Below are 14,251 nucleotides of genomic sequence, written 5' to 3'. Positions count from 1 at the left end.
ATGTCCCCTTCTGTTGAAGCCAAAAATTGGAATGGCCCGGCCCGCGGGCCGGACCGGTTGTTATTATTTACGGGCGCTCGATGGCCAGCGCCACGCCCATGCCGCCGCCGATGCACAGCGAGGCCAGGCCTTTCTTGGCGTCACGGCGGATCATTTCGTGGATCAGCGTGACCAGGATGCGGGCGCCGGACGCGCCGATCGGGTGGCCGATGGCGATGGCGCCGCCATTGACGTTGATCTTGCTGGTATCCCAGCCCATTTCCTTGTTGACCGCCACCGCCTGCGCGGCAAACGCTTCGTTGATTTCCATCAGGTCCAGGTCATCCGGGGTCCAGCCGGCTTTTTTCAGGCACAGCTTGGTGGCCGAGACCGGGCCCATGCCCATGTAGGCCGGATCCAGGCCGGACGAGGCATAGGCCTTGATTTTGGCCAGCACCGGCAGGCCCAGTTCCTTGGCGCGCGTGGCCGTGGTCATGATGACAGCGGCGGCGCCGTCGTTGATGCCCGAGGCGTTGCCGGCGGTGACGGTGCCGGCCTTGTCGAACGCCGGACGCAGCGCCGCCAGGCCTTCCAGGGTCGAGCCTGGCTTGACGTATTCGTCGCTGTCGAAGACGATGCTGCCTTTCTTCTGGACGATTTCCAGCGGCAGGATTTCATCCTTGAACTTGCCTTCTTTTTGCGCGGCTTCGGCCTTCAGCTGCGACTGCAGCGCGAACTCGTCCTGTTCGGCGCGCGAAATCTCGTATTTCTTCGCGACGTTCTCGGCGGTGATGCCCATGTGGTACTGGTTGTAGACGTCCCACAGGCCGTCGACGATCATGCTGTCGATCATCTTGATGTCGCCCATGCGGAAGCCGTCGCGCGAGCCTGGCAGCACGTGCGGCGCGGCGCTCATGTTTTCCTGGCCGCCGGCGATGACGATCTGCGCGTCGCCCGCCTTCAGGGCTTGCGCCGCCAGGTGGGTGGCCTTGAGGCCGGAGCCGCACACATGGTTGATGGTGAAGCCGGGAATGGTGTTGGGCAGGCCCGACTTGATGACGGCCTGGCGCGCCGGATTCTGGCCGACGCCGGCGGTCAGCACCTGGCCCAGAATGGCTTCGCTGATCAGGTTGGGATCGATGCCGGTCTTGGCCAGCAGGCCCTTGATCACATGCGCGCCCAGGTCGGCGGCGGGCGTCTTGGCCAGGCTGCCGCCGAATTTGCCCACGCCCGTACGACCGGCAGCAACGATAACTACATCATCCATTTGATTCTCCAATGCGCCAGCCTTGGCTGGCTAAGTTAAGCAACAACGCCAACGTTGATCATACGCTGTCCCCCTGAAAGCCGGAGCAGGTTTCAATGGTGCGCTGCCGCGAGAAATCTCCAGAATTTGTTAGCATCATCCGTGCCCGGAGCGCAACCGTCGGGCACTCATCGTATGCGCCGGTTTCAGCGCTCACCTTGATGCACATCAAACCCTTCGTATATATTTTGCAGAAACAATAACTATTTGTCACGATAATAATTTGATACCGTCGAGCGAGGCGGCGCACTGCTCGCGTATCACGTTGACGAAGTCGAGCACGTAGGCCTTGTTCTGCTGCGATTCGGGCACCGAGACGAACAGGTCGCTCCACAAGCCGTGCTCGCCGACCGGACGGGCCAGCACGTAGTCGTAGTCGACGTAGTTCTTGATGGCCCAGTTGGGCAGGGCGGCAATGCCGCGGCGGCTGGCCACCAGCTGCAGCACGGCCACCGTCAGCTCGGCGGTGCGGCGCTGGAACGGGATGCCGGCCGGGCGCAGCACCTCGCGGATGAGGTCGATGCGCTCTTCCGGCACCGGATAGGTGATCAGGGTTTCGCCCGCGAAATCGGCGGCGGCCAGGCGGCGCTGCTGGGCCAGCCGGTGCTTCTGCGCCATCACCACCAGGATCTCGAAGCGGAACAGCGGGAAGGTGCTGAATTCGGGGCCATAGGCCGAGCCGATCACCAGGTCCGCTTCGCCGCTGCGCAGCAATTCCGCCGGTTCGCTATGGAAGCCCGACACCAGGTCGATTTCCACTTCCGGCCAGCGCTTGCGGAACTCGTCCATGACCGGCATCAGCCAGTCGAAACAGGTGTGGCATTCGAGCGCAACGCGCAATTGGCCGGTATCTCCCTGCATCAGGCGCGCAACTTCGCGCTCCGCCGTTTCAATCTCCGGCAGCAGCAGGTCGGCCAGCTTGAGCAGGCGGGCGCCGGTGGCGGTAAAGCCGATCGGCACGGATTTGCGCTCAAACAGCGGTCCGCCGTAGCGATCTTCCAGCAATTTGATCTGATGGGACAAGGCGGACTGCGTCAGGTTGAGCAGTTGGGCAGCACGCACGAGACTGCCGGCCGAGCGCAGCGCGCTCAGGGTGCGTAGATGGCGTATCTCTAGCATGGTCTATTAATTTTTTTCATGTGAACCCGCAAAATCTTTCGTTTTGATTATAGACCGGTTTGCCGCACACTTTATATCACCAATATTAAATGCGGATGACAGGCATCATGACGAACACTAATAAAGCGATTCAAATCCACGTCCCGGGCTTTCCGCGCATCGGCGCGGCCCGCGAGCTGAAATTCGCGCTGGAGCGCCACTGGCGCGGCGAGCTGGACGAGGCCGGCCTGGAGGCCGCCGGCCGCGAACTGCGCGCGCGCCATTGGGCCGTGCAGCGCGACGCCGGCCTGGACTGGGTAACGGTGGGCGATTTCGCGTTGTACGACCAGGTGGCCAATCACATCCAGTTGCTGGGCTGCGAACCGGCGCGCTTTGGCTTCCAGGCGGACCGGCCGCCGCTGGGCCGCTACTTCACCATGGCGCGCGGCGCTGGCGCGGCCGCGGGCCAGGCGTCTGAGCCCGGCGCGGCCGCTGACGCGCACGCCGCCCACCCCGCCGGCTGCGCCTGTGGCGCGCACCACGCCGACGCGTCGGCCGCACTGGAAATGACCAAGTGGTTCGACACCAACTATCACTACCTGGTCCCTGAATTCACGCCCGACACCGTCTTTTCGCTGGCCAGCGAGCGGCTGTTCGACGAAGTGGCCGAAGCGCAAGCGCTGGGCCACCACGTCAAAGCCGCCCTGATCGGCCCGCTGACCTTCCTGTGGCTGGGCAAGGCGCGCGGCGCGGCAGGCTTCGACCGTCTTTCGCTGCTGGAGCAGTTACTGCCGGTCTACGGCCAGATCCTGGCCCGCCTGAAAGCGCAAGGCGTCCAATGGGTCCAGATCGACGAGCCCATCCTCGGCCTCGACCTGCCCGCGCCATGGCGCAATGCCTTCGAAAACGCTTACTGGCAGCTGAACCAGGCTGGCGCGCCGCTGCTGCTGACCACTTATTTTTCGCCGCTCGAAGAAAACCTCAGCCTGGCCTGCCGCTTGCCGGTGGCCGGCCTGCATGTCGACGGCGTGCGCGCGCCGCACGAGCTGACCAGCATCGCCGACTGGTTGCCGGTACACAAAGTGCTGTCGGTGGGCATCGTCGATGGCCGCAACGTCTGGCGTACCGACCTCGACGCCGCGCTGGCGGTATTGCGGCCCATTGTCGACAAACGTGCCGGCAAATTGTGGCTATCCACCTCGTGCTCGCTGCTGCACGTGCCGTTTTCGCTGGCCGCCGACACCGCGCTGGACGCCGACATGCGCTCCTGGCTGGCCTTCGCCACCGAGAAACTCGATGAGCTGCGCACGCTGCGGCACGCGCTGCGCCAACGCGATGCCGCCGCTGATGAGGACGCGGCACGGCCCGACGCGCTGGACGCACCGGTCGCCGAATCGCTCGCCGCGTCCCGCGCCGCCATCGCCAGCCGCCGCGCCAGCCCGCGCGTGCACCAGCCAGCCGTGCGCGACCGGCTGGAGCGGCTGCCGACCGACGCCGACCAGCGCCGTTCGCCCTTCGCCCAGCGCCAGGCGGCGCAACGCCAGCGCTTCCAGCTGCCGCCCTTCCCCACCACCACCATCGGCTCCTTCCCGCAGACGCCGGCCATCCGCGCCGCCCGCGCCCGCCGCAAGCGCGGCGACCTCAGCCTGACCGAGTACGAAGCCGCGATGCGCGCCGAAATCGCCGACGCCGTGCGGCGCCAGGAAGCCCTCGGCCTCGACGTGCTGGTCCACGGCGAAGCGGAACGCAACGACATGGTCGAATACTTCGGCGAACAGCTGGACGGCCTCGCCTTCACGCAACACGGCTGGGTGCAGTCGTACGGCTCGCGCTGCGTCAAGCCGCCCATCATCTACGGCGACGTCAGCCGCCCGCGCGCGATGACGGTGGCCTGGACCGTGCACGCGCAAAGCCTGACCGGCAAACCGATGAAAGGCATGCTGACCGGCCCCATCACCATCCTGCAATGGTCGTTCGTGCGCGACGACCAGCCGCGCGAGCGCACCGCGCTGCAACTCGCGCTGGCCATGCGCGACGAGGTGGCCGACCTGGAGCGGGCCGGGATCGGCATCATCCAGATCGACGAGCCGGCCGTGCGCGAGGGCCTGCCGCTGCGCCGCGGCCGCTGGGAGGCCTACCTGGGCTGGGCCACGCACGCCTTCCGCGTGGCGGCCAGCGCGGTGGGCGACGCCACCCAGATCCACACCCATATGTGCTACGCCGAGTTCAACGACATCCTGCCGCAGATCGCCGCCATGGATGCCGACGTCATCACCATCGAAACCAGCCGCTCGGACATGGAATTGCTGCACGGCTTCGGCCAGTTCCGCTACCCCAACGAGATCGGCCCCGGCGTCTACGACATCCACTCGCCGCGCGTGCCGGAGCAGCACGAGATGGTGCGCCTGCTGCACAAGGCCAGCGCGGTGATCCCGCCGGCCCACCTGTGGGTCAACCCGGACTGCGGACTGAAGACGCGCGGCTGGGCGGAAACCGAAACGGCGCTGCGCAACATGGTGGCCGCCGCCCATCAGCTGCGCGACGTCTATTAAAACCCGGTCAGGCGGGGTCGGACCCCGCACGGGGTCTGACCGCAAAACCGGCCGCCTTGCGGGGGGAAATCCCGCACCAGGACTCCACTTTCCCCATTTTCCACAGTAGAATGCTGGTGCCTGCGCATGCGCGCGGGGACAACCCCTGATACTGTCGCCCATGTCCAAGAGCCTGTTTCAAAAGCCCATCGAAATCAAGATTTCCACCGTCGTCGCCGTCTCCGCCATCCTGGCCACGGCCGACCGCATCGCCCTCGACGCCGCGCTGGCCGAAATGACCGGCGGCACCGCCGACTTCTTCGAAGACGACCTGACCGTGATCGACGTCGCCGGCCTGCCGGCCGGCTGCGAACCGGTCGACTGGGGCGGCCTGATCGCCCTGCTGAAAAAATACCGCCTGAACCCGGTCGCCGTGCGCAACGCGCCGCCGGAAATGGCGGCCGCCATCGCCGCCCATGGCCTCAGCCTGGAAACCGCCAGCGCCAAGCCGAAGGAGGAAGCCCCGGCCGCGCCGAGCGCCGCGCCGGCCGCCGCTGTGGCGACCCCGGTGGCGGTGGCCGCCGCCCAGGCCCAGCCGCCGGCTGCCGCCAGCAACGGCACCGACGTCATGATCATCGACACCCCGGTGCGCGCCGGCCAGCGCATCTACGCGCGCGGCTGCGACCTGGTGGTCACCGCCGTGGTCAACAACGGCGCCGAGATCATCGCCGACGGCAGCATCCACGTGTATGCCACGCTCAACGGGCGCGCGCTGGCCGGCGCCTCCGGCAACGCCCAGGCCCGCATCTTCGCCATGAACATGGCGCCGGAACTGGTGTCCATCGCCGGCGTGTACCGCACGTTTGAAGACGGTTTCCCAACGGAATTTGCACGCGCGCCTGCGCAAATTCGCCTCAACGGCGACCGAATCGATATACTATCTGTCAACTCCGCAAACCGCGCTTGACAGCAGCTCTCTGAAAAGGATTATTCGTGGCAAGAATTATTGTTGTAACGTCCGGCAAGGGCGGTGTGGGCAAGACCACCACCAGCGCCAGCTTCTCCACCGGCCTGGCCCTGCGCGGCCACAAGACCGCCGTCATCGACTTCGACGTCGGCCTGCGTAACCTCGACCTGATCATGGGCTGCGAACGCCGCGTGGTGTACGACCTGATCAACGTGATCAACAAGGAAGCGACGCTGACCCAGGCGCTGATCAAGGACAAGCACTGCGACAACCTGTTCATCCTGCCGGCCTCGCAAACGCGCGACAAGGACGCGCTGTCGGAAGACGGCGTGGAGGAAGTGCTGCACGAGATGATCAACATGGGCTTCGAGTTCATCATCTGCGACTCGCCGGCCGGCATCGAGCACGGCGCGCTGATGGCGCTGACCTTCGCCGACGAGGCCATCATCGTCACCAACCCGGAAGTGTCGTCGGTGCGCGACTCCGACCGCATCCTGGGCATCATCCAGGCCAAGTCGCGCCGCGCCCAGACCGGCGGCGAGCCGGTCAAGGAGCACCTGCTGATCACCCGCTACTCGCCCAAGCGCGTGGAGCAGGACGAGATGCTGTCGTACGAGGACGTGCAGGAAATTCTGCGCATCCCCTTGATCGGCATCATCCCGGAATCGGAACAGGTGCTGCACGCTTCCAACCAGGGTAATCCAGCCATCCACTTCAAGGGCACCGACGTGGCGCAAGCCTACGAGGACGTGGTATCGCGCTTCCTCGGCCAGGAAGTGCCGCTGCGCTTCATCAACTACGAGAAGCCGGGCCTGCTGCAGCGTATCTTTGGGAGCAAGTAACCATGGCCCTGCTTTCCTTCCTGTTCCCGCAGAAGCCCAAGACCGCCACTGCGGCCAAGGAGCGTCTGCAGATCATCATCGCGCGCGAGCGCAATGGCCGCGCCGGCCCGGATTTTCTGCCGGCGCTGCACAAGGAACTGATCGAGGTGATCTCCAAGTACACCAAGGTCAACGCCGACGACATCAAGATCTCGCTGGACCGCCAGGGCAACCTGGAGGTGCTGGACGTCAACGTCGTCCTGCCGGACGCGTAATCCTCAAGCCGGCTGGCGATGCACGCCGGCCGACAGCAGTTCCTGCGCCACCCTGGCGCAGGCCTCCACGTGCTGGTAGCCGATCTGGCGGAAGGCGAAAAAGCCGATGCCGGCCGACGCCAGTTGCCCGGCCAGCGGCACCAGCTTGCCGGCCTGCCGCGCCACCGCCTTGAGGCCGCTGCGGCGCAGCAGCTGCACGATCACCTCCCGCGTCACCAGCTTTCCCACCAGCATGCCGCCGACGCCGATCGCGGCCTCGTAGGCGATCAGCCGGAACTTCGGCTGCAAGCGCTCGATCTGCTCGGCCGACAGGCCGAACTCCTGGTTGATGTCCTCGATCAGCAGGGCGAACAGCCGCAGGTCCGACACCACGTCCAGCCCGGGCACCGGCACCGCCGCCACGCCGGCCGACAGCATGGCCCGCCGCCGCACCAGTTGACGGCAGCGTTCGCGCACCGCCGCGATGTCGCGCTCCGAGGCCGGCACCAGCGTCCAATTTGTGTCTTTTTTGCTGCTCATCGCTCCTCCGGGCTATCACTGTAGGCCGTTGCCATTTTTCAACTTTCGCATTGAATTCGGCGTTTCTCCAGTGTACCGTGTAATGGATATGCGGGTCGGCGCAGTGAAAACAAGCATTGCCATAACTTCACCGATAGTGTCGAAAGAAAATATTTTTAGACTTTTTGCTAATTTATTTGTAAATCTCTGTTATATTTGATGGGACTTGCCCTTAACATTTTCTAGCAGGCAACAGCATGAGAATTGCCGTACTCGACAACGACCGCAGCCAAGCCGAACTGATTTGCCAGGTGCTGAGCTCGGCCGGCCACATCTGCCACAGCTTCCAGACCGCCAAAGACGTGCTGGCGCAATTGCGCAAGGACAGCTATGACATGCTGATCCTCGACTGGCAGGTGGTCGACCTGGGCGGCGCCGAGGTACTGCGCCGCGCCAAGGAAAAGCTGCCGGACAACGCGCCGGTGCTGTTCCTGACCACCAGCTCGGGCGAGGACGACATCGTGGCCGGGCTGGCGGCGGGCGCCGACGATTACATGATCAAGCCGCTGCGCCGCAGCGAGATGGTGGCGCGGGTGCAGGCGCTGCTGCGGCGGGCGTATCCGGCGCAGAACGGCGCCGAGCAGTTGCAGTTCGGGCAATATGTGTTCGAGACGCGGCCCGGCCGCCTGCTGATGGACGGCATTGTGCTGGATGTGACGCACAAGGAGTTTTACCTGGCGTTGCTGTTTTTCCGCAACATCGGCCGGCCGCTGTCGCGCGCCTACATCCACGAGGCGGTGTGGATACGGGAAACTGCCGTGCCGTCGCGGACCATGGATACGCACGTGTCCCGGGTGCGCAACAAGTTGCAATTAAAGCCAGAAAATGGCTTCCGGCTGGTGCCGGTCTACAGCTATGGCTACCGGCTGGAAAAACTCGGCGCGTAGCGCCACCCCGCCCGCTTTTGCCTCGACGCCTGCGCGACCACTTAGGGGTCTGACCCCGTACGGGGTCAGACCCCACCTGGCCGTGCGGGTTTGATCTTGCTATAGCATTAGGCAGTCCCACAGGCAACATACAGGCAGTAGGGGTATAATGACCGCATAACCATCCGCCTGGACCCGAAATGCAGCTGCTTGCCGTCGGCCTCAACCACAACACCGCACCGGTCTCGCTCCGCGAGCAGCTGGCGTTTGCCCCTGAGCAGCTGGGGCAGGCGGTGGTGGCGGCGCGCTCGTGGTTCGAGCGCATCGACCATGGCGGCGCCGACGAGGCGGCCATCCTGTCGACCTGCAACCGCACCGAGCTGTACGCCGCCAGCACCGTCCCCGATCCGCTCGACGCCGGCGCCCACTTCCTGGCCGATTTCCACCAGCTGAATTACAGCGAGCTGCGCCCGCACCTGTACATGCTGCCGCAGCACGACGCCGTGCGCCACACCTTCCGCGTCGCCTCCGGTCTCGACTCCATGGTGCTGGGCGAAACCCAGATCCTCGGCCAGATCAAGGACGCCATCCGCACCGCCGACGAGGCGGGCGGCCTCGGCACCTATCTGCACCAGCTGTTCCAGCGCTCGTTTTCGGTGGCCAAGGAAGTGCGCAGCACCACCGAGATCGGCGCCCACAGCGTGTCGATGGCGGCCGCCGCCGTGCGCCTGTCGCAGCGCATCTTCGACAAGATCGCCGAGCAGCACGTGCTGTTCATCGGCGCCGGCGAGATGATCGAGTTGTGCGCCACCCACTTCGCCGCGCAGAATCCGAAATCGATCACCATCGCCAACCGCACGCTGGAACGCGGCGAGTTGCTGGCGCACCGCTTCGGCGGCCGCGCCATCCGCCTGGCCGAGCTGCAGGACAAGCTGCACCAGTACGACATCGTCATTTCCTGCACCGCCTCGTCGCTGCCGCTGATCGGCCTCGGCATGGTGGAGCGCGCGATCAAGGCGCGCCGCCACAAGCCGATGTTCATGGTCGACCTGGCGGTGCCGCGCGACATCGAGCCGGAAGTGGCGCGCCTGAACGACGCCTTCCTGTACACCGTCGACGACCTCGGCAAGGTGGTCCAGACCGGCCTGGAAAACCGCCAGGCCGCCGTGGCCCAGGCCGAGGCCATCATCGAAACCCGCGTCAAGTCCTTCATGCACTGGGTCGACGACCGCGCCGTGGTGCCGGTGATCCAGAGCCTGCACGAAAACGGCGAGGCGCTGCGCCTGATGGAACTCGACCGCGCCCGCAAGATGCTGGCCAAGGGCGAGGATATCGACACCGTGCTGGAGGCGCTGTCCAAGGGCCTTACCGCCAAGTTCATGCACGGCCCGCAGCACGCGCTGCGCCAGGCCCACGGCGAAGAACGCGCGCAACTGGCAGAGATCCTGCCGCAGATGTTCCGCGGCCGCCGTTAGCGGCCCGCACCTTCCGCTGTTCCCCTCGCCGCCGCGCGCGGCGCCCGCTTCACTCTCACAGAATACGTTATGAAACCATCCATGCTGGCCAAGCTTGACCAACTGGCGAACCGCCTGGTCGAACTCGATGAATTGCTGATGTCCGAAGGCGCCACCGACAATATGGACGCCTACCGCAAGATGAACCGCGAGCACGCCGAAATCGGCCCGCTGGTGGCGGTCTACAAGTCCTACCAGGAGGCGCTGGCCGACATCGAGGCGGCGCAGGAGATGCTGGCCGATCCGGACATGAAGGACTTCGCGCAGGAGGAGATCGACAGCGCCAGGGCCCGCACCGCCGAGCTGGACCTGGCGCTGCAGAAGATGCTGCTGCCGAAGGACGCCAACGACGAGCGCAACATCTTCCTGGAAATCCGCGCCGGCACCGGCGGCGACGAGTCGGCGCTGTTCGCCGGCGACCTGCTGCGCATGTACACCCGCTTCGCCGAGCGCAACCGCTGGCAGGTGGAGATGGTGTCGGAGTCGCCGTCCGACCTCGGCGGCTACCGCGAGGTCATCGTGCGGCTGGTGGGCAACGGCGTGTATTCGAAGCTGAAGTTCGAATCCGGCGGCCACCGCGTGCAGCGCGTGCCGGCCACCGAGACGCAGGGCCGCATCCATACCTCGGCCTGCACGGTGGCGGTGATGCCGGAGGCGGACGAGGTGGAGGATGTCAACATCAATCCGTCCGAGCTGCGCATCGACACCTTCCGCGCGTCCGGCGCCGGCGGTCAGCACATCAACAAGACCGATTCCGCCGTCCGCATCACCCACCTGCCGACCGGCATCGTGGTCGAGTGCCAGGATGACCGCTCGCAGCACAAGAACAAGGCGCAGGCGATGAAGGTGCTGGCCACCCGCATCAAGGACGTGCAGTTGCGCGAGGCGCAGGCCAAGGAGGCGGCCACCCGCAAGAGCCTGATCGGTTCGGGCGACCGCAGCGAGCGGATTCGCACGTATAACTATCCGCAGGGACGCATGACGGATCACCGCATCAACCTGACGCTGTATAAGCTGGATTTCATCATGGATGGCGACCTGAATGAACTGGTCAACGCGCTGGTGGCCGAGCACCAGGCCGAGCTGCTGGCGGCGCTGGGCGACGATTGACCCCCAAGCCAGATGGGGTCTGACCCCGTACGGGGTCGGACCCCGGTGTGCGGGCTGCGGGGTGGAATTAAGAGCCGTCTAAGGCCCTGTTGGCAACATTGTGCGAAAATTATTGGCATTTACCCCTGATGGATTCTTCTTCATGATACATACCCGCTCCCTGCTGCTGTCCATCGCCATCGCCGCCTTCGGCCTGATCGGCGTCGCCTTGTATCTGCAGCACGGGCTGGACATGCTGCCTTGCCCGCTGTGCGTGATCCAGCGCTATCTGTTCCTCGCCATCGGCGTGTGCGCGCTGATCGGCGCCTATACCAGCAAGCCGAAGGCGCTGGCCGGGGTCGGCCTGCTGGCGGCGCTGGGCGGCCTCGGCACCGCCGGCAAGCACCTGTGGGTGCTGGCCCATCCCGGCCTGTCGTGCGGCATCGATCCGATGGAGACCTTCCTCAACAAGATCCCCACCGCCACCTACCTGCCCTTCCTGTTCAAGGCCGACGGCCTGTGCGAGGACGCGCTGGCGCCGTGGTTCGGCCTGTCGATTCCGCAGTGGTCGTTCCTGTGGTTCGGCCTGTTCACGCTGGCGCTGGCCTGGGCGCTGATCCGCCGCGTCAAATGACCACCATCGCCGCCCTGCAGCGCCAGTCGGCGCTGGATCCGCTGGATAACCGCGTGCTGCTGTGCCATGCGCTGGGCGTCAACCGCATTGCCCTGATCACCCAGTCCGAGCGGGTGCTGACCGACGACGAAATGCGCCGCTATGCCGCGCTGGTGCAACGCCGCCTGGACGGCGAGCCGATCGCCTACATCGTCGGCCAGCGCGAGTTTTTCGGCCTGCCGTTTGAAGTCAGCGACGCCGTGCTGATCCCGCGCCCCGACACCGAACTGCTGGTCGAGCTGACGCTGGACCGCACGCCGCCGCGCGGCCGGGTGCTGGACATGGGCACCGGCAGCGGCGCCATCGCCGTCTCGGTGGCGCACACGCGGCCGGATGCCGACGTCACCGCGCTGGACGTCAGCGCCGACGCGCTGGCGGTGGCGCGGCGCAACGCCGCCGCCAACGGCGCCCGCGTCACCTTCCTGCACAGCGACTGGTACGCCGCGCTGGCGGACGCCGCGCCGTTCGATGTCATCGCCTCCAATCCGCCCTACATCGCCAGCGGCGACCATCACCTGTCCGAGGGCGACCTGCGCTTCGAGCCGGTGGGGGCGCTGACCGACCATGCCGACGGCCTGTCGGCGCTGCGCACCATCATCGCCGGCGCGCCGCGCCACCTGAAGCCGCAGGGCTGGCTGCTGATGGAGCACGGCTACGACCAGGCCGGCGCGGTGCGCGCGCTGCTGAACGCCGCCGGCTACCACGAGGTGCAAAGCTGGCGCGATCTGGCCGGCATCGAGCGCGTCAGCGGCGGTCGGCGGCCGCCGGCCTGACATTACAGCCTGATCTGCAAGCGCCGGCGCAAGGCCGACAGCAGCAGCGCCGGCGGCGCCGGCTTGTACAGCACCTCGACGAAATCCTCCGGTCGCAGCGGCGGCAGCAGGCCGTGCAGCAGCACCGGCGGCGCCTCCTCGCGCGGCCAGATGTCCCACACGCTTTCGTCGGCGCACAGGATCAGTGCCGGCACCCGGTCCTCGGGCTCGTACTGCACGTCGAACTCGGCGCTTTCGAGGATCTCGCTCAGGTAGTCCTGCATCGGCGCATGCGGCTCCAGCAGCAGGATGGCGTGGCCGGCGCCGAACGGCTCCGGCCAGTCGAAATGCGGGGTGGGCGGCATGGCGTCCTCTTCGCGCGCCAGCGGCGCGCTGATCTCGAAACGCAGGCCGCCGCCGCTGTGCTGCAGCACGCCGCCCATGGCGCGCACCAGGTGCGCCGCCACCAGCAGCCCGGGCAGGATGCGCTCGTCCGCCAGCGAGCCTTGGTAATCGCGCCACGGGCCATCCGCCGTGCCGGCCTCGAACGCCAGCCGCACCGCTGGCGGCGCGCACTGGGCGCGCACGGCCAGCCGGCCGCCGCCATGGTCGCGCAGCCGCGCCAGCACCTGCGCCAGGCGGCGCGCGTCCAGCTCGGCCAGCGCCGGCAGGCTGCCGCCGTCGTGCGTCACGTGCCGCATCAGCGCGTGCAGGTAGGCCGGCGCCGCCGTCAGCTCGGGCGGCTGCAGCGCGTAGCGCGCGCATTCCTGCAGGTCGGCCAGCCACTCCAGCTGGCGCCGCGCCTCGTTTTCCATTGCCGCCAGGTCGGCGAAGCCGGTGCTGGCGCCGGTGGCGATGCGCGCCAGCGGCGCGCGCAGGTCGTGGTGCAGCGCCGCCAGCAGGCGGGCACGGATGCGGGCGGCGTCCTGCCCGTCGTCGCTCACGGCTGCCCGCCCGGCGCGGCGTCCGGCCGCTGCGGCGCCTGCTGGCGCAGCGCCTGGCGGTAGGCGGTGGGGGTGACGCCGGCGTGTTCGCGGAAGGCGGTGGCGAAGTTGGCGGCGCTGCTGAAGCCGGTCTGCTCGGCGACCTGTTGGACGCTGAGGCCGGTGTCGCCCAGCAACTGGCGGCCGCGCCGGATGCGCGCCTCGCCCAGGTAGGTGAACACGGTGCTGCCGGCGTGGCGGCGGAAGGCCTGCGACAGGCGCTTTTCGTGGGTGCCAAGCGCGCGCGCGATGCCGGCCAGCGTCAGCGGCGCGGCCAGGTTGTCGTCGATCAGGCGCATGGCGGCCAGCGCCACCACCTCGTCCGGGTCGTGCGGCGTGGCCGGCGGCGGCGCCGGCGCCGGCCCATCGCGCCGCAGTCCGGCCAGCTCCAGGTGGATGCGCACCCGCGCGAACACCTCGGCCGGGTGGTAGGGCTTGGCAACGAAGTCGACCCCGCCCATGGCCAGCCCGGCCACGCGCTCGTCCGGCTCGTCCAGCGCGCTGAGGAAGATCACCGGGATCGGCCGCGTGACCGGATTGGCCTTCAGCAGCCGGCACGCGGCAAAGCCGTCCATGCCGGGCATGCGCACGTCGAGCAGGATCAGGTCGGGCGGCGCCGCCAGCGCCGCCTGGTAGCCGGCCATGCCGTCGCTGGCGGTGCGCACGTGGTACAGCTGGCGCCGCAGCAAATCGGTCAGGAAGCGCAGTTCCTCCCGTTCGTCGTCGACGATCAGGATGCCCGGCCGTGCTTGCTCAATTGTGGTCAGGGCGAAGATGGTGCGCCTCCGGTGCGGGAAACTGGCGCCCCATTATGCCGTTGCTTTGCTCCTGAGTGTCGA

Annotated in this window: 14 protein-coding genes; 9 read left to right on the top strand and 5 right to left on the bottom strand. The window is 66.9% G+C overall.

From position 1 onward, the window contains the following. Window positions 1–67: 67 nt before the first annotated feature. On the bottom strand, window positions 68–1,246 hold the full coding sequence (locus FHW58_RS20550; RefSeq protein ID WP_179675040.1) for an acetyl-CoA C-acetyltransferase: 1,179 nt from the start codon (window positions 1,244–1,246) through the stop codon (window positions 68–70). A 249-nt stretch (window positions 1,247–1,495) separates the two neighbouring features. Further along, window positions 1,496–2,404, bottom strand: coding sequence for a LysR family transcriptional regulator (locus FHW58_RS20545; RefSeq protein ID WP_179675039.1), 909 nt, complete (start codon window positions 2,402–2,404; stop codon window positions 1,496–1,498). Between the two features lie 107 nt (window positions 2,405–2,511). Here FHW58_RS20545 and metE point away from each other — a divergent pair, with 107 nt between their 5' ends. The 4 genes from metE (at window position 2,512) to minE (ending at window position 6,977) form a co-directional block, all read left to right on the top strand. After that, complete coding sequence (gene metE, locus FHW58_RS20540) at window positions 2,512–4,935, top strand: 5-methyltetrahydropteroyltriglutamate--homocysteine S-methyltransferase (protein ID WP_179675038.1); 2,424 nt, start codon at window positions 2,512–2,514, stop codon at window positions 4,933–4,935. Window positions 4,936–5,095: 160 nt separating this feature from the next. Beyond that, window positions 5,096–5,881, top strand: coding sequence for a septum site-determining protein MinC (gene minC / locus FHW58_RS20535; RefSeq protein ID WP_179675037.1), 786 nt, complete (start codon window positions 5,096–5,098; stop codon window positions 5,879–5,881). A 26-nt stretch (window positions 5,882–5,907) separates the two neighbouring features. Beyond that, the gene (minD, locus tag FHW58_RS20530) at window positions 5,908–6,723 is read left to right on the top strand and encodes a septum site-determining protein MinD (RefSeq protein WP_179675036.1); all 816 of its coding nucleotides are present in this window, start codon (window positions 5,908–5,910) and stop codon (window positions 6,721–6,723) included. A 2-nt stretch (window positions 6,724–6,725) separates the two neighbouring features. Further along, window positions 6,726–6,977, top strand: a complete 252-nt coding sequence (minE, locus tag FHW58_RS20525) for a cell division topological specificity factor MinE (protein WP_179675035.1) — start codon at window positions 6,726–6,728, stop codon at window positions 6,975–6,977. Between the two features lie 3 nt (window positions 6,978–6,980). Here the strand turns inward: minE and FHW58_RS20520 are convergent, their stop codons facing one another. Continuing rightward, complete coding sequence (locus FHW58_RS20520) at window positions 6,981–7,496, bottom strand: hypothetical protein (protein ID WP_179675034.1); 516 nt, start codon at window positions 7,494–7,496, stop codon at window positions 6,981–6,983. Between the two features lie 236 nt (window positions 7,497–7,732). On the opposite strand from FHW58_RS20520, the gene FHW58_RS20515 reads away from it, so the two are divergent. The 5 genes from FHW58_RS20515 (at window position 7,733) to prmC (ending at window position 12,450) form a co-directional block, all read left to right on the top strand. After that, a complete protein-coding gene (locus FHW58_RS20515) occupies window positions 7,733–8,422 on the top strand; it encodes a response regulator transcription factor (RefSeq protein WP_179675033.1) in 690 nt (229 codons plus the stop codon). A 179-nt stretch (window positions 8,423–8,601) separates the two neighbouring features. Beyond that, window positions 8,602–9,876: a glutamyl-tRNA reductase gene (gene hemA / locus FHW58_RS20510; protein WP_179675032.1), complete on the top strand. Its 1,275-nt coding sequence runs from the start codon at window positions 8,602–8,604 to the stop codon at window positions 9,874–9,876. Between the two features lie 69 nt (window positions 9,877–9,945). Further along, window positions 9,946–11,025, top strand: a complete 1,080-nt coding sequence (gene prfA, locus FHW58_RS20505) for a peptide chain release factor 1 (RefSeq protein ID WP_179675031.1) — start codon at window positions 9,946–9,948, stop codon at window positions 11,023–11,025. Between the two features lie 142 nt (window positions 11,026–11,167). Continuing rightward, on the top strand, window positions 11,168–11,638 hold the full coding sequence (locus FHW58_RS20500; protein ID WP_179675030.1) for a disulfide bond formation protein B: 471 nt from the start codon (window positions 11,168–11,170) through the stop codon (window positions 11,636–11,638). Continuing rightward, on the top strand, window positions 11,635–12,450 hold the full coding sequence (prmC, locus tag FHW58_RS20495; protein WP_179675029.1) for a peptide chain release factor N(5)-glutamine methyltransferase: 816 nt from the start codon (window positions 11,635–11,637) through the stop codon (window positions 12,448–12,450). The genes FHW58_RS20500 and prmC overlap by 4 nt, the downstream gene beginning before the upstream one ends. Window positions 12,451–12,452: 2 nt before the next feature. Here prmC and FHW58_RS20490 read toward each other — a convergent pair whose 3' ends face one another. Further along, entirely contained in the window at window positions 12,453–13,373 is a 921-nt protein-coding gene (locus FHW58_RS20490; RefSeq protein WP_179675028.1) for a HAMP domain-containing sensor histidine kinase, read from the bottom strand. After that, a complete protein-coding gene (locus FHW58_RS20485) occupies window positions 13,370–14,143 on the bottom strand; it encodes a response regulator (RefSeq protein ID WP_373996719.1) in 774 nt (257 codons plus the stop codon). Before FHW58_RS20485 ends, FHW58_RS20490 begins: the two co-directional genes overlap by 4 nt. Window positions 14,144–14,251: the final 108 nt, after the last annotated feature.

The organism is Duganella sp. 1224 (genome assembly GCF_013408245.1).
Lineage (GTDB): Bacteria > Pseudomonadota > Gammaproteobacteria > Burkholderiales > Burkholderiaceae_D > Rugamonas.
The sequence above is the reverse complement of the archived record's forward strand: the minus strand, read 5'-3'. Positions and strand labels throughout refer to the sequence as shown.